Below are 21,922 nucleotides of genomic sequence, written 5' to 3'. Positions count from 1 at the left end.
AACAACAAGCAACGAACAACAAAACAAGTCATGGCCAGAGCCTGGCCCTCACGGAGCAACACGATGAAATTCAAGACCATGAGCGTACACAGCGGCCAGCGGATCGACCCCCAGACCGGCGCCCTCACCACCCCGCTCTACCAGAGCAGCACCTTCAGCTACTTCAACGCCCAGGCGGGCAAGGAGCGCTTTGCAGGTCAAGCCCCCGGTTTTATCTACAGCCGCTTTGGCAATCCCACCACCGCCGAGCTGGAGCAGAAACTGGCGGCGCTGGAAGGGGCCGACGAGGCGCTGGTGGTGGCGAGCGGCATGGCGGCAGTGAGCGCCATCATGTATGCGCTGGCCGACAGCGGTGATGAAGTGGCCTATATCGGCCCGCTCTACGGCGGCACCGATGCCTTCCTCAAGCAAACCTTCAGCCGCGCCGGCATCAAGGTCACCGCGTATGAGAGCGACCGGGATCTGCTGGCTAACATCCGCCCCGCCACCAAGGTGGTACTGTTCGAAACCCTGACCAACCCCACCCTCAAGGTGGTGGATCCGCGACTGGTGGTGGAAGCGGCCCGCAAGGTGGGCGCCATCACAGTGTGTGACAACACCTTCCTTACCCCCTACCTGCTGCGCCCGCTGGAGCTCGGGGTCGATGTGGTGATGCACAGCGGCACCAAATATCTGGGCGGCCACGGCGACATCATCGCCGGGGTGGTGGCGGGCTCCCACGCCCTGATGAAGTCGATCCGCACTGTGGCCCTCAAACATATCGGCTCCCCCATCGGCCCGCAGGAGGCCTACCTGCTGCAGCGCGGGGTCAAGACCCTGCCGCTACGGATGGATGCCCATCTGCACAATGCCCAAAAAGTGGCCGAGTTTCTGGCCGCCCATCCGGCGGTGAAGAAGGTGATCTACCCGGGGCTTGCCAGCCATCCGGGCCACGATGCCCTCGGCGCCTTCGCCAGCGGCTTTGGTGGCATGGTGAGCATTGAACTTGAAGGAGGGTTTGCACGCTGTGCCACCCTGCTCGATAACCTGCAACTGTTCGTGCAGGCGGTAAGTCTGGGCGATCTGGAGAGTCTTGCCTGCCACCCGGCCAGTACCACTCACGCCGCCATGGACGAGGCAAGTCGCCTCGCCGCCGGGGTCAATGACGACCTCATCCGCTTCAGCATCGGGGTGGAAGATGCGGACGATCTGATTGCCGATCTGGCTGCCGCACTGGCGCAGATCTAACCGGGCGCGCTTTTTACTCGCCGACAAAACAGCGGCGAGTGAATAACCCCCAGAAACAACAACGGCCCATCAAGGGCCGTTGTTGTTTGTCGCGATGTGGAAAATGGGGGATTTACTCCTCCCACACCACCACTTGCGATGAGGGCCAGCGCTCCCCGACATGGGCATATTTTTGCTCCAGCAGATGACGCTTGATCTTCATGGTGGGAGTCAGCACGCCGTTCTCGATATTCCAGGGGGTTTTCACCACCAGAATGCCGCGGATCTTGGCGTGGGACTCCAGTTGGTCGTTGACCCGCACCCGGGCTGCCTCCAGTCTGGCCACGACCTCATCCCGGTTTCCTTTGGCTGCGCTCTCGGCCAGCTGCACCAGCGCGACAGGCTGGGGCATGCCGTAACCAATCACGCAGAGCTGCTCGATGATGGGCTCCTGCCCCAGCATCCCTTCGATGGGCACCGGCGCCACATACTTGCCCTTGGCGGTCTTGAACACATCCTTCATCCGGCCGGTGATGGTGAGGTAACCCTCCTTGTCCAGCTTGCCCATGTCGCCGGTGTGGAGCCACCCCTCGGCATCAATGGCCTCGGCACTGTGCTCGGGATCCTTGTAATAACCCACCATCATCCCCTCGCAGCGACAGAGGATCTCCCCCTCGTCGGAGATCTTGATGGTCACCCCGGGCCCCGCCTTGCCGACGGTACCGATCTTGTCGGCGCGAAACGGGTAGTTGATGGTCGAAAACGCGTGGTTCTCGGTCATGCCCCACGCTTCGGTCACCTTGAGACCGATGCTCAGGTACCACTCAAGCAGCGCAGGGGAGACAGGCGCAGAACCGCAGCCCAATACCCGTGCCTGATCCAGCCCCAACCCCTTTTTCAGCTTGCTCTTGATAAGGCTGGAGACCAGCGGGATCTTGAGCAGCAGTTCGAGTTTCTTCTGGGGCAGCTTCTCGTGGATCTTGATGCGGAACATGGCCCACAGTCGCGGTACCGAGATAAATACGGTAGGACGGCAGCGCTTGACGTCCTCGACGAAGGTGTCGAGGGATTCGGGGAAGGCGATGGTGGCGCCGCCAAACAGGCTGCCGCCGTAGATGTAGACCCGCTCGGTGATGTGGGCGAGCGGCAGGTAGGAGAAACCGCGATCAGCCTGGGTCAGGTTCACCGTCTCCACCAGCTTCTCGCACGACCACGCATAACGTTCGACGGTCAGCATGGCCCCTTTCGGCTTGCCGGTACTGCCGGAGGTATAGACCAAGCTCAGCAGGGAATCAGGCTCCTGCACCGGGCTGTCGGGAATGGGCTCGTGTGTTTCCAGCAGATCATCCCACTGGTAGCTGGCCGGCATGGTGTCATAGGGGAAGGCGATGCGCAGCAGATCGGCAGGCACCCCCGCCTCCTGACTCTTCCAGTCATCGAGCTTGCCAACGAAGATCGCCTTGGCCTCGCTGTGGCGCAGCACATATTCGATGGTATCGACGTTGGCGGTCGGGTAGATGGGCACGCTCACGTACTGCCCCATCTGCATCGCCAGATCGGCGATAAACCACTGGGCGCAATTCTTGGAGAGCAGCGCCACTTTATCGCCGGCAACCAGCCCCAGATGACGCAGGGCCGTCACCATGCGCCGCGCTTCATCGGCCACTTCACCCCAGGTGAAATCGACATATTCGCGGTTGATGGTTTGACGCAGATAGGTTCGATCAGGACACTGCCGCTCCCAGTGATAGAGCATCTCGAGCGGCAGTTTTTTGGCAATACGTGAGGCTGAAGCCATAGTTTAATCCCTGAAACAAAAGGCGAAACTTATTATTAACCTTTCACTAACTTCAGGGAAGAATAAACTCAAACTTCAGTTTGAAATGTGTATCCGATCAAGCTTCTGCCTGTTGTTGCAAACGAATCCACATCGCTTGCACCAGCTGCTCGTCCTGCTCGGAGAGCTCGCCTTGCAAAATCGCCTCGTTGAGGCTGCGCAACACATAGCTTTTGACATCCCGCACCAGGGTCTTGCCCTCCAGCTCGGCACGGGCGACCGCCAGCGAAATATGGCCTCGCAGGTAACCACCGGCAAAGAGTTCATCTTCGCTCGCAGTAGCAACCATGCCGTCGATCAGTCCCAACAACTTGTGCTCAAAATCGTGAATCGTCATGTAACGCAGCCTCATTTGCGGCAAATAATTCGGGGGTATGGAACCGCAATCCGGTTGATTGCAGCTCTCTGGCGCCAGGCCAGCAGCATCCATGGCGTCCTATTCCGGGCTGGCCACCGGGTAGATGACCTGATCCTTGTATCCCGTGGTTATGCGCAGATAACCACTCAACGCCCGGTTCAATTCAGGCTCATCGGTATCGACCAGGAGTGGTCTCCCCTGCAGGGAAGCCAGCTTGCTCTTGGTTGCCAGCACCTGGATGTTCTCCAGCCCGACACTCCGAATCACCTCAGGACTCAATTGCTGATTTCCGCGCCCGAACAGATGTCCCTGTCCGCCAATCAGGGTAATGATCAGCCGGCAGCGACGGCCACGGATCCGGGTCAGGATCTCGGCGGCGCTGAGATCCTGCCCGATAAGCCTGCCATTTTCCACCAAATCCACACCAAGCAGCGTATTTTCCAGACCCAGCTCAGCCATGCAGGCTGCCACCGTGCTGCCAGAGCCCATCAGATAGAGGGTATCTGGCTCCATCTGCTCGACCACGCCGGCTGCCAGATCCGCCAGCACCAGCTCTTCGGACTCCCGCCCCCCCTGCTTGACCGCCTGCACGTACCGCAGATCGCCGGGCACCAGCAGCTGGCCATAGTGACGAGCCCGCACCTTGCCTGCGCGAAACGCCTCTTCGTCGATATCGCGCACCTCGGCGTCGATAAGACTGAGCAGTTCACCGGCGATCATCCGCGCCGCCACCCGCCCGCTGGCGGTCGGGGTCACCCCGTAGACGCCGGAGTGGATCTTGCAGCCAGCCGGGATCCCCAGCACATGGCAGGACTCCCCCACCGCCGCGCAGATGTCCCGCGCCGTACCATCGCCACCGGCAAACAGCAGCAGATCGACGCCCGCATCCCGCATCCGCTCTGCCGCATAGCGGGTATCGGCGGCAGAGGTACGCTCCCCGGCCGGTTGATAGACGATGCGGTGCGGCAAGCCCAGTTCACGCACCACCTGCTCCCCCATGTTGCCAGCCACCGTCAGCAGCTCGAACGGCGCAGTCACTTCACACAGCGGCAGCAGAGCCTGACGGGTGCGCTCTTGTGCTTTGGGCACGGCGCCGCGAGCCAGCGCCTCGGCCACTACGCCGTCACTCCCCTTGAGCGCCACTGCGCCGCCAATTCCGGCGACCGGATTTATGATGAGCCCTAATCGAAACATGCACTCCTCCCTTGCGATGGCGACCATTTTTATCTTTTCGCCCCACTGGGACAAGCGGTTCCCCCCTGCTAAAATGTTCCGCTTCTTTTTTTCAACCAAGGTTCAATCATGCTGGAATGGGTTCTGGATCCCTCTGCCTGGGTAGCGCTCGCCACCCTGACCCTGCTCGAAATCGTGCTGGGCATCGATAACATCATCTTTATCTCCATTCTGGTCGGCCGTCTGCCCGAGGCGCAGCGCCAGCGCGCCCGCATTCTGGGTCTGGCCCTCGCCATGGGTACCCGCATCCTGCTGCTGCTCTCACTGGCCTGGGTCATGCGTCTCACGGCTCCGCTCTTTACCGTGCTGGGCGAAGCCATCTCGGGCCGCGATCTCATCCTGCTGCTGGGGGGGCTGTTCCTCATCGCCAAGAGTACCCACGAGATCCACGCCACCCTGGAAGGGGCCGCCGAGCCGGAGAGTGTCAGCAAAGCGGCCTCCGGTTTTATCAGCACCCTGATCCAGATCGCCATTCTCGACATCGTCTTTAGTCTGGATTCGGTGATCACCGCCGTCGGCATGGCTGATCACGTTCCTGTCATGGTGCTGGCCATCATGATCGCCGTCTTCATCATGATGTTTGCCGCCAAGGCGATCGGCGATTTCGTCGATAACCACCCCACCATCAAGATGCTGGCCCTCTCCTTCCTCACCCTGGTCGGCTTCGCCCTGATGGCGGAGGGGATGGATCTGCACATTCCGAAGGGTTACATCTACTTCGCCATGGCCTTCTCGCTGGTGGTGGAGATGATCAACATCCGCCTGCGCAAACACACCGACGCCAACGAGCAGAGCGAATCATAAGCTCGCCGGCCGGATCAAAAAGAGCGCCTCTTTGGCGCTCTTTTGCTATGCACACGGCACGCTTGGCAGGACAGTCGCTTACTGGTTGGCAATAACGATGGCCACCCGGCGATTTTCGGCCCGTCCGGCGGCACTCTTGTTGTCCGCCACCGGCGCAGTTTCGCCGCGACCACGGACCTCCAGGTTGGCAGGCTTCATCCCGACCGAGACAAGCACATCCGCCACCGACTGAGCCCGCTTCAGGGAGAGTTGCTGGTTGTAGCTGCTCTCGCCGGTGTTGTCGGTGTGACCGTCAACCCGCGCCTTGTCGAGCCCTACCCCAAGCAGGGCTTTGCCCAGCTTTTCCACGGTCTGACGGGTTTGGGGATTGAGCTCCCCGACGTTGTTGGCAAACAACACCCGGTTGGCCAGATCCAGCGTCCAACCCTCGTCGGTCAGATAAAAACCTTGCTCCTTCAATACCGCCAGCTGTTCAGGGGTGAGCCCCTTCGGGGCACTCTGACAACCTGCCAGCAGAGAGAAGATCAACCCCAGCAGCAAGGTCTTGAGGGAGAGGGATATTTTCATTGTTATGTCTCCTTAACGACATCAATTCACGCCGGTTCGGTGGCATCCACCTCCTCGCGACGCGCTCGTTTTGCCAAATACATGGCTTTGTCTGCCAGCTCGCACAGCTCGCTGGCACTGACCCCGGATTGATGAATGGCATAACCGATGCTGATCCCAGCCACCAGTTGCTGCCCATCCCGCAATACCACGGTTTCACTCATCGCCTGCTGAATGCGGTTGATCACCTCCTCCACATCCTGTTGCAGATGCACAGGGCTCAGCAGGATGGCGAACTCATCCCCCCCCAGACGGCACACCAGATCCTGAGGCCGCAGCTGATGCTCCACCCGCCTTGCCAGGGTTATCAGCACATCGTCACCGGCGTTGTGGCCCAGGGTATCGTTAATCTGTTTGAAGCGATCGCAATCGAGGTAAAGCAGCGCAAAGTCCCCCTCACCCTGTTCAGCCTCGGTGATGGCCTGTGCCAGCCTGGCGTCAAACAGGACCCTATTGGGCAGTCCGGTCAACACATCGTGGGTGGCCTGATGAAGCAGACTGGCATTTTCCCGCGCCTGATGGGCTTGCCACGCCTGCAACTCATCCAGCAGGGAGTTGAAGTCATCCCCCAGCTCGTTGAGCTCGACAATACCGGCGGGCGGTGCCCGCATCCCCAAAGTTCGCTGGCGGCGCACCGAGTGGGCTACCCGGGCCAGCTCGCGCAAGGGACCGATAATGGAGACCTGCATCCGCCCCGCCACGTAAAGGGCCCCCATGGCGCTCAAGAGCAGGCAGATCAGCATCACCAGCAGCACCGCAATCAGGAAGATCAGCAGCGACTCGCCATGGCCGATCAGCTCGACCTCGCCGATCTTTTCACTGCCACGCAGCATGGGCTCGCGCACCGGCCCGGGCAGGATCAACTGGGCAAGATAACCCTCCAGCTCGGCGATCGGGGTGTTCATGGTGCGCGACCAGCTGGTCAGCAACTTGCCATCGGGCAGATAGATGCGCGCCTCGGCCACCTCCTCGCGCTCGGCTATGGCCCGCAGCGCCTCACCCGCCGCCTCTTCGTCCTGAAACACCACAGCCGCTTCCGTGGTGTAGCTGATGGCGCGTGCCACCAGCTCCAGATTGTGGTCGGCGTAAAAACGCATCACCAGCAGGGCGGTCAGGGTCAGCAGGATCCCCGCCACGCAAGCCGAGGTAAAGGCGGTCACCAGATGGGTGCGCCCCAGACTCTGGCGCAGGGTCAGCCGCACGTCATGGCGATCGGACGATGGCGTCATGGCACACCCCGATCAGCCATGGCCAGCTTGAGCACGGCCGGGTGCACCCGCACACCACTGAGCGCCAGCGCATCCAGATTCACTTTGAAACGCAGCCGCCCGCTACGGCTGTCCGGCTGCAGACAGAAGACGGGACTGCTGCTGCACTCCGGGTTCTGCTCACTGATGCTGAGCACGGGATGCCCCTTCAAACGGGAGAAGAGCGCCAGCCGGGTTGACTCGTCCATCACCCCCAGATAGAGCACATGGCACTGGCCGGCAATGGCCGGATCCGTCACCTCATAGCGATTGACCTGCACCGGCCGGCCATTGCCCTGCCGGGTAATGGTGGAGAGCACACCGGCATATTCAGTGGGCGCGGCGATGCACAGATGCAGCACCGGCGGCTCCTTTGGCCAGCGGGTGTAGCTCAGAATATCGAGCACCAGCTCCTTGACCGCATTGGCCCGGCTCTCTGCAGTGGTCTGCGCGTCGGCAAGCGCGGCACGGGAGCAAGCCAGCCCGGGCAACAGCACCAGCAGCGCAACGACGAGTCGGAATGAGAAGTGTGACGACATGATCAGGGGATAGGCGCCTCTACAACACCGCAGCAGTGCGGTTCGGGTACATGAACTCAGATAGTAAGTGGCCGGACAACAGCCTGACAAGCCTTGACGTGAGACTCAGCTGACAGAGCTGTAAATAAAAACAGAGAGCCCGTTTTGCAACGGGCTCTCTGTTTATCTCAACAGACAGGGTATCACTTTTTGCTGATCCCGTACTCCCGCAATTTGTTGGCGATGGCGGTGTGCGACACACCCAGTCGTTTGGCAAGCTGGCGGGTCGAGGGAAACGCAGGATAGAGCCGGGCCAGCAGCTGGCTCTCGAAGCGCTTCACCGCATCGTCAAGGTTGCCCTCGAACCACTCGTCGATAAGCGGCGCGCTATCGGCCGCTACCGGCAGATCGATCTGCTCGGGGCCAAGCTCGTCCCCCTCCAGCAGCGTCATGGCGCGATAGAGGCAGTTGCGCAGCTGGCGTACGTTGCCCGGCCAACGATAAGCGGTCAGATAGTCGGCCATGTTGCGGGTAAAGCGCGGGCGTGGACGCTGCAATTCGCTGGCAAAGCGCGAGACAAACTGCTGGGCCAGCACCATGACATCCGCCTTGCGCTCACGCAGCGGCGGCAGCGCCAGACTCAACACGTTGAGACGGTAGTAGAGATCCTCGCGGAAGGAGCCATCGTTGACCAGATCGAGCAGCTGTTTCTGGGTAGTGCAGATAAAGCGCACATTGACCTTCACCTCCTGCTCGTCACCGACCCGGCGGAACACGCCATCCTGCAGCACCCGCAAGAACTTGGTCTGCAGATGGGGCGACATGTCGCCAATCTCGTCCAGCATCAGGGTGCCGCCGCTCGCCAGCTCCAGCACCCCGCGCTTGCCCTCGGTATTGTTGCCAAAGGCGCCGGGGGCATAGCCGAACAGCTCGCTCTCGGCCACGTTATCGGGCATGGCGGCGCAGTTGAGGGCCATGAAGGGGTGGCTGGATCGCAGGCTGGCAGCGTGACAGGCACGGGCCAGCAGCTCCTTGCCGGTACCGGTCTCGCCGACGATGAGCAGCGGCGCGTCCTGCATCGCCAGCTTGCGCGCCTGCGCCAGCACCTCTTTCATCTTGGGGCTCTCGCCCTGCAGATGCTCGAACCCCTCCGCCTCCACCGCGTGGAGCGCGCTGAAGTGCAGACCGACCCGGCGGGCCGATTTGAGGACCACCACAGCCCCCGCCAGTGCTTGCTTCCCCTTCTGTTCATCGACAAAGAGCGGCAGCAGATCCGCCAGATACTCTTCGCCATTGAAGCTCAGTTTGCAGGTTTGCGGCCGGATGTCGCTCGCTTCCAGCCAGCGGCTGAAGGAGAAGCCCTTGACCAGCGAGCCGAGCGCCACACCGCGCACCTCCTCCACCGGCAAGCCGAGGGTGGTGAGGGCCGACTGGTTGGCCTGGGTCACCTTGCCCTTGGCATCGAGCGAGAAGACCAGATCCGGCAGCGCCTTGAGCAGCGCCTCAATCTCGTGGTGCTCCCGCTCGGAGGGCATGTAGGGGATGGTCTTGACGTCATAGACGCCGGGAATGCGGCGGATCTCCGGCATCAGATGCTGAAAATCGCTGAACTCCAGCTCGGGAAAGTTGAGATAGATGATGCCTGAGGTATCGATTTCGATGCCGCGCAGATCGATATTGTGCTCCACCAGGCGGTCGAGCAGTTCCCGGGTCAGGCCCAGGCGGTCTTCACAGCTGACTTCAAGACGCATTCGGGACACACTTCCTAGCTAACTCTATGAATGAGCGGATAATACAGACTCGATCCCCCCAGTGCGAGCGCTAGCCCACAAAAATGCGGGCCTGCCCCGCTTTCGCCGGGCAGGCCCGAGTCAGTTGTTGCCGCTTATTTGAGTAGCTGGTCGGTACGCGCCGCCATGATGAAGTCGTTGCGGTGCAGCCCACCGATCTTGTGAGTCCACCAGCTGACCGTTACCTTGCCCCACTCGGTCAAAATGGCCGGATGGTGGAACTCCGCCTCTGCCAGCTCGCCCAAGCGGTTGGTAAACGCCAGCGCCTCCTTGAAGTTGCGAAAGGCAAATTCCCGCCGCAGCTGCAACGCCCCCGCCACCACCAGCGGCTGCCAGTCGGGGATAAGCTGCATCAACTCGCGCAGCTCCTCATCGCTCACCTTGGGGGCATCGGCACGGCACGCTTCACACTGCTGGCTGGCCAGTTCGGACATGGGTCTCTCCTCTGTTCTGAATGTGCAATATCTGATGTGAAATAACGGATAACTCAACTCGCCTGCTTGCCTGCAACCGGCTCAAAGCGCGGCGTATGCAGGCCAAGCTGGCGTGCCTGCGCCACCCCGTTCATGATCTCCGCCTCCCCCAGCCGGTAGAGGGCATCGAGCTCGGGCAGCACAAAATAGGTGGGCTGCATGATGTCGATGCGATAGGGGGTGCGCAGCACCTCCAGCAGATCGAAGGGTTGCAGCAGCGGCTTGCCGGAAAGGGCATAGGCCGTCTCGCCGATGGAGGAGAGAATGCCGCCGCCATAGATACGCAGTCCGTCCGCCGTGGCCAGGAGGCCAAACTCCACGGTAAACCAGTAGAGGCGGGCCAGAAAGACCCGCTCCTCCTTGCTCGCCTGCTGGCCAAGCTGGCCATAGAGGTGGGTAAAGTGGGCAAAAGCAGGGTTGGTCAGCATGGCGCAGTGGCCGAAGATCTCGTGAAAGATATCGGGCTCCTGCAGGTAGTCGAGCTCGTCGCGGCGCCGGATAAAGGTGGCGACCGGGAACTGGCGGTTGGCCAGCAGGGCAAAGAAGCGGTCAAACGAGATAAGCGCCGGCACAGCCGCCACCGACCAGCCGGTGGTCGCCAGCAATACCTCGTTGAGCTCCGCCAGCTGGGGGATGCGATCTCGCGGCAACGTCAGTCTTTCAAGGCCCGCCAGATACTCGTCACACGCTTTGCCTGCAAGCGCCGCCAGCTGGCGTTCGATCAGGATCTGCCAGGTGCCGTGCTCTTCAGCCGAGTAGTGGATCATCCCCCGGGCATCCGGCTGGTGAGCGGTATAAAGGGTTGCCATAAGCGGTTCCATCCTCTGCGCCGGGTGGGGCGCCTTGCCATTGGGTTACAGGATCACTGTAACGAACCGGCAACAAAAAAAGCAGCCGACCCGGTGGTCGGCTGCTGGCGAGAGATGTAAATAAAATGTGACATTCACGCCTGATGGCGAGCTGACTCATTCAGAGTGAGCCAAACCCTTGGTACCCCTTGTAAGCCTCATCCCTGAAAGAAACGGGATAAAAGCGGAGCAAGCCCGTTGCCCGGTTTAGGCCGTGATAGCCCATCTACACGGCGCGGATTGTTGCAAAAAACATCTGAAAAAGTGGATGAGCGTTTCGCTAGTAAAACAATGTAGATCCTCGGCATGCCCTGCCCCCATCAGGATGCGCCAACCCCCGGCCCCGATCCGGGGTTAGCTCGTCCCCTTGAGATAACCGGCCAGCTGACCCACCAGCCGCTTGCGCAGCTCGCCCAGTTTGGGCTTCTCGTCAGCACACCAGGGCAGCGGACGGCACGCCTCTATGGTACGCAGGCCAAGGCGAGCGGTGAGCAGGCCCGCCCCCACCCCTTGCGCCGCGCGGGCAGAGAGCTTGGCGGTAAGCTCAGCCCCCAGCAAGTCCATCCCCACCTCGGTCACCAGCTCGGTGGCACCGGCGTAAAGCATGTTGCGAAACACCTGACGGATGAGGCGTATGCGGCTCCAGTAGCCAAGCTCGATGGCATAGACATCGGCGATATCCTCGATCATCCGCAGGTTGCGCCACAGCATCAGCATCATGTCGACGGTGGCGAGCGGGCTCAGGGCCACCAGCACGGCGGCCTCCCCCGACCACTTGGCCACCCGCGCCTGCGCCAGCTTGTCGCGCTCGGCGAGTACCAGCTGGCTATAGAGGGTCAGCACCTCCCGATCGCTGTGGCTCTCATCGAGCTGGGCCAGCCAGGTCTGATACCCTTCACGCCCCTTGTCGCCACTTTTGACCGCCAACCCTTCGCAGAAGGCTTGGCCCTGGCCAACCCCCTGATGGGCCAGCAGATCTTCTGCCCGCGAGCGCACATCCTGACGCCGCTTGAGGGTGCGCAGTCGCAGCCACTCGCGCCCCACCACGCTGGCGGTACCCGCCGCCACCAGCGCCGAAGCCGCCAGCCAGGCGCTGCCCCAGAGCGGAGTGGTGAGAAATTGATCGTAAAGGAAGGCGCCATACTGGCCCAACGAGAGCAGACCGACCGCCCCCAGCCCCCACGCCAGCAGCCGATGGCGGCGGCGCGGTTTGATGACGAGGGCGCTTTCCACCTCGGTGAAATCGTCCAGCTCGTCGAGGCGCTCGAAACTCGCCTCCTCCAGCCGCTGGGCCGGCGCGGGCGGGCGCTCGTCACTGGCCGCCGTCAAGGCAGGCTCAAGGATCACCTTACCCTGCAGCGGTGGCCGCTCTTTTATCTGATCGTTCATCGCATTGTTCTCCTGTGTGCAGCCTTCGACTCAGGTGCCAAGACCGCACTCCGTTATTCGAGGTGATCCCCGAGCAGAAACTCCAGCGCCGCATCGAGCCGGATATGGGGCAGCGCCTGATGGGGGCTCATGGGCATGGGGCGAAACGCCTGAAAATCAAAGCCCTGATTGTTCCACCACTGCGCAGGCGGAATATGGGGCGGCACCTCCCCCGGGAAGAGCAGCTGCGGCTCACCGGCGAGGCTGGTGCCGCGGATGGCGGGGAACTCGCGGCCATTGGCCACCCCCTTGCCCACCTCGGTCGCCTTGATGGCGGCGAGCGCCAGACACTCGGTGGTGATCCCCTCGAAACGGGCCTGGCCACGGCCGCTGCGCACCAGATGCTGCAGCAGGGAGACCATGGGCCCATGCTGCTCGGGGGTAACGTGATCAGCCTTGCTCGCCACAAACAGCAGCTTGTCGATACGAGGCGAGAAGAGTCGCCGCCACCAGTTGCTCTTGCCGTAGGCAAAGCTCTCCATGATGCGGGCGATGGCCTGCTGCATGTCGCCAAAGCTGGCCGCCCCGGCGTTGAGGGGCTGCAGGCAGTCCACCAGCACGATCTGGCGATCGAAGCCGGCAAAGTGCTGCTCATAAAAACCCTGCACCAGATGCTGCTTGTACTGCTCGAAGCGTTGCCTGAGGGTGGCGTAGAGGGTGCCATCGGCGGGCTCGCCGGCAGGCATCTCCCACACCCAGGGGACAAATTGCAGCATGGGGGCACCGGCATACTCCCCCGGCAAGACGAAGCGGCCGGGCTGGATCAGGTGCAGCCCCAGCTCCTGTTTGCAGGCGTGCAGATAGGCGGTGTAGCGCTCGGCCAGCTCAGCCACCGGTCGCTCGGCAAAAGGTTGCGTTGCCTGCCACCCGGGGGTCAGCCAGCTGGCGGCGAGCACCTGCAGCTCGGGGCGGCGCAGCTGCTCGCGCACCTGTTCGCTCCACTGCTCGTAGCTCATCTCAAGGAGCGGCAAGTCGAGCAGCCACTCCCCGGGGTAATCCACCAGATCCACGTAGAGGGTCGAGATCTCCCCCAGATGTTTGCGCAGCGGATGGCGGGTGCGATAGCGAATTTCGAGGCGCACCTCCGCCACGCCGCGGGTGGGTTCTGGCCAGGCCGGCGGATCGCCAAACAGGGAGTCGAGGCCACGCTCGTAGGCAAAGGTGGGGATGTGGGCATTTTGCTGCGGTACCCGGCGGGCACCGAGGATGCGCCCCTGACGCAGGGCATCCCACAGGGGCAGGCGGCCATCGATGGCCGCGTGTTCCAGCTGGTTGACCAGCGCCGTGATAAACGCCGTCTTGCCGCTGCGAGAGAGGCCGGTAACCGCCAGCCGGATATGGCGATCCCGCACCCGGTTCACCACGTCGTTCGCCTTGCTCTGCAGGCGAGTCAACTTCTGTTCCAGTTTATTGAGTATCAAGGCTTGACCCGTTCTCCCTTGGTGGTTGCATCCGGCGTGATTGGCCGTGCGACAAGGCAAACTGGCTATCCGTATCTGGATGGTCAATCAGCCTGAGTGGCGTCGATGATGGGGCATCACTGAAGGCACCACCATCGACATTAAGAGCTTCTGCAGGCACTTTCGGCAGGCATTACAGCTTGCGAAATTCCCGCTGCAGGGTGAACTCGCGGGAGGTCACCAGCTTCTCGATACGTTGAACTCGAGGCTCCAGCGCGTCCAGTTCCTGCGCGACACGGCTCAGCGCCTGCTGGGGGGTGACCCCCGCCTGCCAGCTGCGAGCCTTCATCCGCACCTCGGCAAAATCGGCATCCTCGTGGGAATAGAGGGTGACCGGCTTTTTGTCGAGCAAGAACCAGGCGGCAATGTAAGCGGTGAAGGTGATGAACCCGGCGAAGATAAGACCGCTGATGGCGAGCAGCCGCACGATCCAGGTCTCTACCCCGAAATATTCTGCCAAACCGGCGCAAACTCCGGCAATCTTGCCCTGCCGGGGATCGCGATAGAGGTTGCGCCCCTCACGATTTGCACTGCTCATACCTTGTTCCTCCAACCGGGCACTTCCGCATCAAGGATCGATTCCAGCGCACCGACTCGCTCCTGCATCTTTTCGGTACGGGCCAGCAACCCTTGCAGCTGTTCCCGCTCGCTATCAGCAAGACCGGCGCCGATGCGCCCCTTGGCCCGGTAGTGCAGCACCAGCCAGATGGGTGCCACCACCACCATGAAGACCACCATGGGAACCATCAATACACCCAGCAGACTCTCCATCGCTTACTCTCCCTGCTGGCCGTCACGCTGACCCAGCTTTTGGCGCATCGCCTCCAGCTCGCGGCTTATCTGATCGTCCACTTCCAGTTCGGCAAACTGCTGCGCCAGCGCCTTGTCGGACTGACCCAGCTCGGCGCGCGCTTCCATCTCGTCGATGCGACGCTCCATCCGCTCAAACTTGCTCACCACCGCCTGACTGTCACCACGGGCAACCTGGCTCTGCACGTTGAGACGGCTGCTGGCCGCTTCGCTGCGAATGGCCATCGCTTTTTGGCGGGCACGGGCGTCTTCCAGCTTGGCTTCCAGCTGGCGGATCTCCTCACCCAGCTTCTCGATGCCGCTGTCGACCGCCTGCTGCTCGCGATAGAGGGTCTCTGACAACTCGCTCTGTTTCTTCTTCTCGATAAGGGCGGCGCGGGCCAGATCTTCACGCCCCTTGGTCAGGGCCAGTTCGGCCTTGGCCTGCCACTCGTCGACCCGCTCCTGATGACGGGCGACCTGACGGCCAATCTCTTTCTGGTTGGCGAGGAAGCGGGCCAGATTGGAGCGCTCCTTGACCAGCTCGTCCTCCATCTCCTGGATGATCAGGCGCACCATCTTCTGGGGATCTTCTGCCTTGTCGAGCAGGGCCGTCAGGTTGGAATTGATGATGTCGGCCAGACGGGAAAAAATACTCATGATTGCACTCCTGTTAATGGCATGGCGTTGTTTCTCCATTGACAATGGCAACTTGTGTGCCAATCTGGAGCGAAATTTAACTTGTTGATTTATATGGGGCTGCTTTGCCCCGTTTCAATAGATGCCATGCAGGTGGTGATAAAAATCACCAACTTTTGGTAAGATTGACCAGCTTTAACAACCAACAGGGATCACTATGACCACGGCCACGGAAAGCCTGCTGGGGGAATCCAACGCATTCCTCGAGATCATCGAGCAGGCCTCACGGCTCGCCCCGCTGCGCAAACCCGTGCTGATCATCGGTGAGCGGGGTACGGGCAAGGAGCTCATCGCCCACCGCCTACATTATCTCTCGGCGCGCTGGGATCAAAGCTTTGTCACCATCAACTGCGCCACCTTAAGCGAGAGCCTTCTGGAGACCGAGCTGTTCGGTCACGAGGCGGGCGCCTTTACCGGCGCAGCCAAGCGCCATCAAGGCCGCTTCGAGCGGGCCGATGGCGGCACCCTCTTCCTCGACGAGCTGGCCACCACCAGCGCCCGGGTACAGGAGAAGCTGCTGCGGGTCATCGAGTATGGTGAGTTCGAGCGAGTGGGCGGGGCCAAGCCCCTCAAGGTGGATGTGCGTCTGGTCTGCGCGACCAACGAAGATCTCCCGGCACTGGCCGACAAGGGGCTGTTTCGCCACGATCTGCTGGACCGACTCGCGTTTGATGTGATTACCCTCCCCCCCTTGCGGGAGCGGCGGGAAGATATCCTGATGCTGGCGGAGCACTTCGCCCACAGCATGACCCGGGAGCTGGGCTATCCGCTCTTTGCCGGTTTCTCGCGTAAAGCAACCCAGCTGCTGCAGGATTACCCCTGGCCTGGCAACGTGCGGGAGCTGAAAAACGTGGTGGAGCGCAGCATCTACCGCCAGGGCAACCCCCAGTTGCCGCTGGCCGAGCTGGTGATCAATCCGTTTGATTCCCCCTGGCGGCCCGTAGCCGCTCGCAGTCAGGAGAGTAAAAGCGAGCCGCAAGGTGCGACAACCGGGGCGTTGCCGCTCGATCTCAAGCAGGCGGTGGCGGAGTTCGAGATTAATTTACTCAAGCAGGCGATGCAGCAATCCCAGTATAATCAGCGCAAAGCCGCCCAACTGCTGGCCTTAAGCTATCACCAGTTTCGTGGCATGCTACGCAAGTATCAGCTGCAGGATGGCGACAACGATACGGAACAAGACCAGAAAGAGTCCGACTGACACCGGCACCAACAAAGCCAGCACAGTGCTGGCGCATTCATATAAAAACAGATGCGTATCAAAAACATGGTTCAACAATGAGAATGCTCACACCCTTGCTGCTCGGTCTGCTGGTTCTGCTCACCGGCTGCAACAAGCAATCCGAAGCTTCCAAGACCGGACTCATCTACTGCGCTGAGGGCTCTCCCCTCTCCTTCAACCCCCATGTCTCCAACACCGGGGTTACGCTGGATGCCAGCGCTCGTCCGCTCTACGACCGCCTGCTGGAGGTCAACCCCAATACTCTGGCACTGGAGCCGGCGCTCGCCACCAACTGGCATGTGAGCGAGGATGGCCTCACCTATACCCTGACTCTGCGCAAGGGGGTGAGTTTCCACCACACCCCCTGGTTCAAGCCAAGCCGCACCCTCAATGCCGATGACGTGGTCTTTACCTACGCCCGTCAACTCGACGAGCACCACCCCTATCACAACGTCTCCGGCGGCGACTATCCCTTCTTCTACAGCCTGGGGCAGGATCAGCTGATCAAGCGGGTCTACAAGAAGGGGCCGCAGCAAGTGGTGTTCGAGTTGAACCAGCCCAACGCCTCCTTCCTCGCGACCCTGGCCAGCGACTATGCGGTGATCCTCTCCGCCGAATACGCCGAGCAGATGCTCAAGGCGGGAACCCCGGCGCTGCTCGATACCCGCCCCATCGGCACCGGCCCCTTCAGCTTCAAGGAGTATCGCCACAACGAGTTTATCCGCTATCTGCGCCATCCCGGCTACTGGAACGGCCCTGCCCAGATCGAGCAACTGGTCTATGACATCACCCCGCGCTCGTCGAAGCGGCTGGCCAAACTGCTGACCGGCGAGTGTGACGTGATGAGCACGCCGGCCGCCAGCCAGCTCTCGGTGATCAAGCAGCATCCCGACCTCAGCCTCTCTGTTCAATCGGGGATGAACGTGGCATTTTTGGCCCTCAATACCCGCAAGCCGCCGTTCAACAACGTCAAGGTGCGTCAGGCCATCGCCAGCACCATCAATATCGACAACCTGTTGCAGGCGGTCTATTTCGATACCGGTCTGCCGGCCAACAGCCTGCTGCCACCGCTCTCGTGGGGCTATAACCCCAGCCTGCCGATGCGCAAGCCAGATCTGGCGCTGGCCCGCAAGCTGCTCAAGGAAGCAGGGCTCGAGAAGGGATTCGAGATGCAGGTACTGGTGCAGCCGGACGCCCGCCCCTACAACCCGGATGCGCTCAAGACCGCCCAGCTGATGCGAAGCGATCTGGCCAAGGTGGGCATCAAGCTCAAAATCGTCCAGCAGGCGTGGCCCGTCATCGAGAAACGCCTGGCCGCCGGTCAGTACGACAGCCTGCTCTCCGGCTGGATTGCCGACAACGCCGACCCTGACAACTTCTTCCGCCAGCTGCTGAGCTGCTCGGCGGTCGAGCGGGGCAACAACTACAGCCGCTGGTGCAGCCCGGCCTTCGATCAGCTGCTGGACGATGCGGTCACCACGCCCCAGCTGGCCTTCCGGCTGCGCAACTACTACTACGCCCAGACCCTGCTCAACGAGCAGCTGCCCCTCATTCCGTTGGCCCATGCCCTGCGCACCCAGGTCAGCCGCAGTGACATCGAGGGGCTGATCCTGATGCCCTTTGGCGGCACCTCCTTCAATCAGGCTCACCGGGAGTAAGCATGCTTTTATACACCTTGCGTCGCATCAACCTGCTGCTCATTACCCTGCTGGCCCTGACCTTTGTCGCCTACCTGCTGGACTATCGCCTGCTCGGCCATCAGCTGAGTTTCTGGAGCGGCTATCCCGACTTTCTGCGCCATATTCTGGCCGGCGATCTCGGCCTTTCCAGCGTCTCCGGCCTGCCGGTGCTGGACGAAATTCGCCACTACTTCCCGGCGACCCTGATCCTCTGTCTGGCCGCTTTCACCGTCTCGCTGCTGGTGGGGATCCCGCTCGGTACCCTGGCCGCCCTGTCACAGGGCAAGCCGCTGGATCTCTCCATCATGACCGCCGGCCTTATCGGCTATGCGGTGCCTGTGTTCTGGCTGGCGCTGCTGGTGGTGATGCTATTTTCGCTGGATCTCGGCTGGTTGCCGGCGTCGGGCCAGATCAGCCTGCTCTATGATGTGCCCCCCATTACCGGGATCGCCGTCATCGACGTGTTGCTGAGTCAGGAGCCCTGGCGTCAGGCGGCGCTGCACGATGCCCTGCGCCACCTCATCCTCCCCTCGCTGGTGCTGGCTGTGGTGCCAACGACCGAGGTGATCCGCCATGTGCGCAGCTCGCTCATCGACGTGATGAAGCAGAACTACATCAGGGCGGCAGCGAGCCGTGGCCTCTCCAAGTGGCAGATCGTCTGGCGCCATGGCCTGAAAAACGCCCTGCCCCCGGTACTGCCTTTGCTCGGTCTGCAACTGGGCAGCGTGCTCACCTCCGCCATGATCACCGAGGTGGTGTTCGAGTGGCATGGCATCGGCCGCTGGCTGGTCAGCAGCATCGCCCTGCAGGATTATGCCGCCATTCGCGGCGCGACCCTGGTCATCGCCAGTTTCGTCATCCTGATCAGTGTCAGCACCGAGCTGCTCACCACCCTTATCTATCCGGCACGGCGCAAAGAGCTCTATGCCAAACAAGATTGAACGCGCTCATGGCGTGACCAGGAGCCAGGTACCCTATGCAAGATAAATCGAACATCTATCCCGAGCTCAAGATCCTCTCGCCGCTGGAGCAGACGTGGGCCTCCTACAGCCGCAATCCGCTTGCCATGGCAGGACTGTGGGGCTTTTTGCTGCTGCTGATCATCACCCTGTTCGGCCCGCTGGTGGTGCCCTACGGCATCGATGAGCAGCACGCCGAGCATCTGCTGCTGGCCCCCTCCTGGGCCAACAACGGCAATATCGACTTCTTCCTCGGCACCGACGATCTGGGACGGGATATCCTCTCCCGGCTGGTGGTCGGCGCGCGGCTCACCTTCGGCTGCGCCCTCATCGTGGTGGTGATCGCCATGGTGGTCGGTTCTGCCATCGGCATCCTTGGCGGCATGAGCAAGGGGCTCAAATCGAGCGTGCTGCACCACCTGCTCGATACCCTGCTCTCCATCCCCTCCCTGCTGATGGCCATCATCATGGTTGCCATCATGGGCCCGGGCCTTGGCAACACCCTGATCGCCATCACCCTAGCGTTGATCCCGCCGTTTATCCGGGCTACCTACAACGCAGTGCATGCCGAGATGCAGAAGGAGTACATCATCGCCAGCCGACTCGATGGTTCGCCCCCCTTGCGGATCATGCGGCTGGCCATTTTGCCCAATATCGTCGAGACCCTGGTGGCCCAGACCACCCGCACCCTCTCGGCCGCCATCCTCGATATCTCCGCGGTCGGTTTTCTCGGCCTTGGCGCCCAGACGCCCCAGTCGGAGTGGGGCGCCATGCTGGCTGACTCGAGCGATCTTATCTATCTCGCCCCCTGGACCGTCACCCTGCCCGGCATCGCCATTCTGTTCAGCGTGCTGGTGACCAACCTGGTTGGTGAGGGCATCCGCGAAGCACTCAAAGAGGGGAATGACTGATGCCGTTGCTAGATATTCGCAATCTCACCATCGAGATCGACACGCCGCAGGGCAAGGTGAAGGCGGTAGACAAGGTGAGCCTCACCCTCAACGAGGGGGAGATCCGCGGACTGGTCGGCGAATCCGGCTCGGGCAAGAGCCTGATCGCCAAAGTGATCGTCGGCATCGAAAAGGATAACTGGACAGTGCGCGCCGACCGGATGCGCTTCAATGACATGGATCTGCTGACCATGGCGCCCCGCGAGCGGCGCCGCATCATGGGCCGCGAGATCGCCATGATCTTTCAGGATCCCATCAGCTGTCTTGACCCCTCCGAGGAGATTGGCACCCAGCTGGAAGAGGCGATCCCGACCGATTCCTTCGAGGGGCAGTTCTGGCAGCGCTTCCAGTGGCGCAAGAAGCGGGCGATTGCCCTGCTGCACAGGGTCGGGGTCAAGGATCACCGCAAGGTGATGCGCGCCTATCCCCATGAGCTGTCTGATGGCATGTGCCAGAAAGTGATGATCGCCATGGCGATTGCCAATCAGCCGCGCCTGCTGGTGGCTGACGAACCTACCAGCGCCATGGAGTCCACCACCCATTCGCAGATCCTGCGGCTACTGGACAAGATGAACAAGCTGGGCAACACCACCATCCTGATCATCAGCAACGACATCGCCGCCATCGCCAACCTGACCGATACCATCAACGTGATGTACTGTGGCCAGATGGTGGAGGTGGGCACCCGCGAGCAGATCCTCGAGACACCGCATCACCCCTATACCGATGCTCTGCTCAAGTCGATCCCCGACTTTGACAAGCTGGTGCGCCACAAGTCGCGCCTCGAAACCCTGCCTGGCGTCATCCCGCCGCTGCAGCATCTGCCTATCGGCTGCCGGCTCGGCCCGCGCTGCCCCTATGCCCAGAAGCAGTGCGTGCAGACCCCGGTGATGAACAAGGTGAAGGGACACCAGTTCAGCTGCCACTTCCCGCTGAACATGGAGGAGCCGAAAAAATGATGACCAGCAACGCCCCCGCCAGAGAGGCGCATGTGATTGAGCCCTCCCTGCTGCAAGTGAGGGGCCTGAGCAAAACCTACCAGAACCGTACCGGCCTGTTCCGTCGTCAGGCGGTGGAGGCAATCAAGCCCCTCTCGTTTGATCTTGAAGTGGGCCAGACCCTGGCCATCGTCGGTGAAGCAGGCTCAGGCAAGAGCACCCTGGCACGTATTCTGGCCGGGATGATTGAGCCCACCAGCGGTGACATCGCCATCGACGGCCAGCTGATGGTGCATGGCGATTACCAGACTCGCTGCAAGCTGCTGCGGATGATTTTTCAGGATCCCAATACCTCGCTGAACCGCAAGATCCGGGTTGGCCAGATCCTGGAGACGCCGCTGCGCCTCAACACCGAAATGACCGAAGAGGAGCGCCGTGAAAAGGTGGTGCAGACCCTGCGCATGGTTGGCATGCTGCCCGATCACGCCCTCTTCTACCCGCAGATGCTCTCCTCCGGTCAGCAGCAGCGGGTGGCACTGGCCCGGGCGCTTATCCTCAACCCCAAAATCGTGGTGGCCGACGAAGCACTCACTACCCTGGATATCTCGGTACGCTCCCAGATCATCAACCTGCTGCTGGAGATGCAGGAGACCATGGGGCTGAGCTATGTGCTGGTGGCCAACGATCTGGGTATCGTCAGCCATATCAGCGATGAGGTGCTGGTAATGCATGAAGGGCGCGTGGTGGAGCGCGGCAAGACCCTCAAGGTGTTTGCCGATCCCCAGCACGAAGTGACCCGCCGTCTCATCCAGAACTACAACAACGAATATCGCAAATAGAGAGGTGCTGGCCGCCTCCCTTGCCACTGTGTTTCGCCGTTC

Annotated in this window: 22 protein-coding genes; 8 read left to right on the top strand and 14 right to left on the bottom strand. The window is 61.6% G+C overall.

Translation table 11 applies throughout. The annotated features are described in order from the left end of the window. Positions 1–63: 63 nt before the first annotated feature. Positions 64–1,227, top strand: coding sequence for a trans-sulfuration enzyme family protein (locus tag WE862_RS13255; protein ID WP_042032041.1), 1,164 nt, complete (start codon positions 64–66; stop codon positions 1,225–1,227). 112 nt (positions 1,228–1,339) lie between these two features. Here WE862_RS13255 and WE862_RS13250 read toward each other — a convergent pair whose 3' ends face one another. From WE862_RS13250 to WE862_RS13240, 3 genes are all read right to left on the bottom strand, one after another. Next, positions 1,340–3,004 (bottom strand): AMP-binding protein, encoded by a 1,665-nt coding sequence (locus WE862_RS13250; RefSeq protein ID WP_042032040.1) that lies wholly within the window; start codon positions 3,002–3,004, stop codon positions 1,340–1,342. Positions 3,005–3,101: 97 nt separating this feature from the next. Beyond that, positions 3,102–3,380, bottom strand: coding sequence for a YfcL family protein (locus WE862_RS13245; RefSeq protein ID WP_041210342.1), 279 nt, complete (start codon positions 3,378–3,380; stop codon positions 3,102–3,104). A 99-nt stretch (positions 3,381–3,479) separates the two neighbouring features. Continuing rightward, positions 3,480–4,595, bottom strand: coding sequence for an ATP-NAD kinase family protein (locus WE862_RS13240; protein ID WP_042032039.1), 1,116 nt, complete (start codon positions 4,593–4,595; stop codon positions 3,480–3,482). Between the two features lie 108 nt (positions 4,596–4,703). Here WE862_RS13240 and WE862_RS13235 point away from each other — a divergent pair, with 108 nt between their 5' ends. Beyond that, a complete protein-coding gene (locus WE862_RS13235; RefSeq protein WP_042032038.1) occupies positions 4,704–5,438 on the top strand; it encodes a TerC family protein in 735 nt (244 codons plus the stop codon). A 78-nt stretch (positions 5,439–5,516) separates the two neighbouring features. Here WE862_RS13235 and WE862_RS13230 read toward each other — a convergent pair whose 3' ends face one another. The 11 genes from WE862_RS13230 to pspA form a co-directional block, all read right to left on the bottom strand. Next, positions 5,517–6,005 carry an OmpA family protein gene (locus tag WE862_RS13230; RefSeq protein ID WP_042032037.1) on the bottom strand — a complete coding sequence of 163 codons (489 nt, stop codon included), beginning with the start codon at positions 6,003–6,005 and terminating at the stop codon, positions 5,517–5,519. Between the two features lie 26 nt (positions 6,006–6,031). Further along, complete coding sequence (locus tag WE862_RS13225; protein ID WP_042032036.1) at positions 6,032–7,273, bottom strand: diguanylate cyclase domain-containing protein; 1,242 nt, start codon at positions 7,271–7,273, stop codon at positions 6,032–6,034. Next, entirely contained in the window at positions 7,270–7,830 is a 561-nt protein-coding gene (locus tag WE862_RS13220) for a YfiR family protein (RefSeq protein WP_042032034.1), read from the bottom strand. Before WE862_RS13220 ends, WE862_RS13225 begins: the two co-directional genes overlap by 4 nt. 182 nt (positions 7,831–8,012) lie before the next feature. Beyond that, the gene (gene tyrR / locus WE862_RS13215) at positions 8,013–9,560 is read right to left on the bottom strand and encodes a transcriptional regulator TyrR (RefSeq protein ID WP_042032033.1); all 1,548 of its coding nucleotides are present in this window, start codon (positions 9,558–9,560) and stop codon (positions 8,013–8,015) included. A gap of 134 nt (positions 9,561–9,694) precedes the next feature. Beyond that, positions 9,695–10,033 (bottom strand): 4a-hydroxytetrahydrobiopterin dehydratase, encoded by a 339-nt coding sequence (locus WE862_RS13210; protein WP_042032032.1) that lies wholly within the window; start codon positions 10,031–10,033, stop codon positions 9,695–9,697. A gap of 53 nt (positions 10,034–10,086) precedes the next feature. Continuing rightward, entirely contained in the window at positions 10,087–10,881 is a 795-nt protein-coding gene (phhA, locus tag WE862_RS13205; RefSeq protein ID WP_042032031.1) for a phenylalanine 4-monooxygenase, read from the bottom strand. A gap of 393 nt (positions 10,882–11,274) precedes the next feature. Next, entirely contained in the window at positions 11,275–12,309 is a 1,035-nt protein-coding gene (locus WE862_RS13200) for a YcjF family protein (RefSeq protein WP_042032030.1), read from the bottom strand. A 53-nt stretch (positions 12,310–12,362) separates the two neighbouring features. Then, a complete protein-coding gene (locus tag WE862_RS13195; RefSeq protein ID WP_042032028.1) occupies positions 12,363–13,769 on the bottom strand; it encodes a YcjX family protein in 1,407 nt (468 codons plus the stop codon). A 172-nt stretch (positions 13,770–13,941) separates the two neighbouring features. Next, positions 13,942–14,346: an envelope stress response membrane protein PspC gene (gene pspC, locus WE862_RS13190; RefSeq protein WP_042032026.1), complete on the bottom strand. Its 405-nt coding sequence runs from the start codon at positions 14,344–14,346 to the stop codon at positions 13,942–13,944. Beyond that, entirely contained in the window at positions 14,343–14,579 is a 237-nt protein-coding gene (pspB, locus tag WE862_RS13185; protein WP_041210358.1) for an envelope stress response membrane protein PspB, read from the bottom strand. The genes pspC and pspB overlap by 4 nt, the downstream gene beginning before the upstream one ends. A gap of 3 nt (positions 14,580–14,582) precedes the next feature. Next, the gene (gene pspA / locus WE862_RS13180) at positions 14,583–15,257 is read right to left on the bottom strand and encodes a phage shock protein PspA (RefSeq protein WP_042032025.1); all 675 of its coding nucleotides are present in this window, start codon (positions 15,255–15,257) and stop codon (positions 14,583–14,585) included. 196 nt (positions 15,258–15,453) lie between these two features. On the opposite strand from pspA, the gene pspF reads away from it, so the two are divergent. The 6 genes from pspF to WE862_RS13150 all read left to right on the top strand — a co-directional run bounded on the left by pspF (position 15,454) and on the right by WE862_RS13150 (position 21,880). Then, positions 15,454–16,494 (top strand): phage shock protein operon transcriptional activator, encoded by a 1,041-nt coding sequence (pspF, locus tag WE862_RS13175; protein WP_042032024.1) that lies wholly within the window; start codon positions 15,454–15,456, stop codon positions 16,492–16,494. Positions 16,495–16,577: 83 nt separating this feature from the next. Then, the gene (gene sapA, locus WE862_RS13170; RefSeq protein ID WP_042032023.1) at positions 16,578–18,173 is read left to right on the top strand and encodes an ABC transporter substrate-binding protein SapA; all 1,596 of its coding nucleotides are present in this window, start codon (positions 16,578–16,580) and stop codon (positions 18,171–18,173) included. A 2-nt stretch (positions 18,174–18,175) separates the two neighbouring features. Further along, on the top strand, positions 18,176–19,135 hold the full coding sequence (locus WE862_RS13165; protein WP_041210362.1) for an ABC transporter permease: 960 nt from the start codon (positions 18,176–18,178) through the stop codon (positions 19,133–19,135). A 35-nt stretch (positions 19,136–19,170) separates the two neighbouring features. Then, positions 19,171–20,064 (top strand): ABC transporter permease subunit, encoded by an 894-nt coding sequence (locus tag WE862_RS13160; RefSeq protein WP_033114661.1) that lies wholly within the window; start codon positions 19,171–19,173, stop codon positions 20,062–20,064. Then, positions 20,064–21,062, top strand: a complete 999-nt coding sequence (locus WE862_RS13155) for an oligopeptide/dipeptide ABC transporter ATP-binding protein (protein ID WP_041210364.1) — start codon at positions 20,064–20,066, stop codon at positions 21,060–21,062. The genes WE862_RS13160 and WE862_RS13155 overlap by 1 nt, the downstream gene beginning before the upstream one ends. 32 nt (positions 21,063–21,094) lie before the next feature. Further along, positions 21,095–21,880, top strand: coding sequence for an ATP-binding cassette domain-containing protein (locus WE862_RS13150; RefSeq protein ID WP_033114706.1), 786 nt, complete (start codon positions 21,095–21,097; stop codon positions 21,878–21,880). The last annotated feature ends 42 nt before the right edge of the window (positions 21,881–21,922 follow it).

Origin of the sequence: Aeromonas jandaei, assembly GCF_037890695.1 — a bacterium.
Taxonomy (GTDB): domain Bacteria; phylum Pseudomonadota; class Gammaproteobacteria; order Enterobacterales; family Aeromonadaceae; genus Aeromonas; species Aeromonas jandaei.
This window is presented reverse-complemented; position numbering and strand designations above follow the sequence as displayed.

What these genes read in the sequence shown, in the direction of transcription:
- pspF (WP_042032024.1), top strand. Translation starts at nt 15,454, where the DNA reads ATGACCACGGCCACGGAAAGCCTGCTGGGGGAATCCAACGCATTCCTC.
- WE862_RS13165 (WP_041210362.1), top strand. Translation starts at nt 18,176, where the DNA reads ATGCTTTTATACACCTTGCGTCGCATCAACCTGCTGCTCATTACCCTG.
- pspC (WP_042032026.1), bottom strand. Translation starts at nt 14,346, where the DNA reads ATGAGCAGTGCAAATCGTGAGGGGCGCAACCTCTATCGCGATCCCCGG.
- sapA (WP_042032023.1), top strand. Translation starts at nt 16,578, where the DNA reads ATGCTCACACCCTTGCTGCTCGGTCTGCTGGTTCTGCTCACCGGCTGC.
- WE862_RS13160 (WP_033114661.1), top strand. Translation starts at nt 19,171, where the DNA reads ATGCAAGATAAATCGAACATCTATCCCGAGCTCAAGATCCTCTCGCCG.
- WE862_RS13235 (WP_042032038.1), top strand. Translation starts at nt 4,704, where the DNA reads ATGCTGGAATGGGTTCTGGATCCCTCTGCCTGGGTAGCGCTCGCCACC.
- WE862_RS13210 (WP_042032032.1), bottom strand. Translation starts at nt 10,033, where the DNA reads ATGTCCGAACTGGCCAGCCAGCAGTGTGAAGCGTGCCGTGCCGATGCC.
- WE862_RS13230 (WP_042032037.1), bottom strand. Translation starts at nt 6,005, where the DNA reads ATGAAAATATCCCTCTCCCTCAAGACCTTGCTGCTGGGGTTGATCTTC.
- WE862_RS13245 (WP_041210342.1), bottom strand. Translation starts at nt 3,380, where the DNA reads ATGACGATTCACGATTTTGAGCACAAGTTGTTGGGACTGATCGACGGC.
- WE862_RS13240 (WP_042032039.1), bottom strand. Translation starts at nt 4,595, where the DNA reads ATGTTTCGATTAGGGCTCATCATAAATCCGGTCGCCGGAATTGGCGGC.
- WE862_RS13220 (WP_042032034.1), bottom strand. Translation starts at nt 7,830, where the DNA reads ATGTCGTCACACTTCTCATTCCGACTCGTCGTTGCGCTGCTGGTGCTG.
- WE862_RS13155 (WP_041210364.1), top strand. Translation starts at nt 20,064, where the DNA reads ATGCCGTTGCTAGATATTCGCAATCTCACCATCGAGATCGACACGCCG.
- pspA (WP_042032025.1), bottom strand. Translation starts at nt 15,257, where the DNA reads ATGAGTATTTTTTCCCGTCTGGCCGACATCATCAATTCCAACCTGACG.
- tyrR (WP_042032033.1), bottom strand. Translation starts at nt 9,560, where the DNA reads ATGCGTCTTGAAGTCAGCTGTGAAGACCGCCTGGGCCTGACCCGGGAA.
- WE862_RS13200 (WP_042032030.1), bottom strand. Translation starts at nt 12,309, where the DNA reads ATGAACGATCAGATAAAAGAGCGGCCACCGCTGCAGGGTAAGGTGATC.
- phhA (WP_042032031.1), bottom strand. Translation starts at nt 10,881, where the DNA reads ATGGCAACCCTTTATACCGCTCACCAGCCGGATGCCCGGGGGATGATC.
- WE862_RS13255 (WP_042032041.1), top strand. Translation starts at nt 64, where the DNA reads ATGAAATTCAAGACCATGAGCGTACACAGCGGCCAGCGGATCGACCCC.
- WE862_RS13250 (WP_042032040.1), bottom strand. Translation starts at nt 3,004, where the DNA reads ATGGCTTCAGCCTCACGTATTGCCAAAAAACTGCCGCTCGAGATGCTC.
- pspB (WP_041210358.1), bottom strand. Translation starts at nt 14,579, where the DNA reads ATGGAGAGTCTGCTGGGTGTATTGATGGTTCCCATGGTGGTCTTCATG.
- WE862_RS13225 (WP_042032036.1), bottom strand. Translation starts at nt 7,273, where the DNA reads ATGACGCCATCGTCCGATCGCCATGACGTGCGGCTGACCCTGCGCCAG.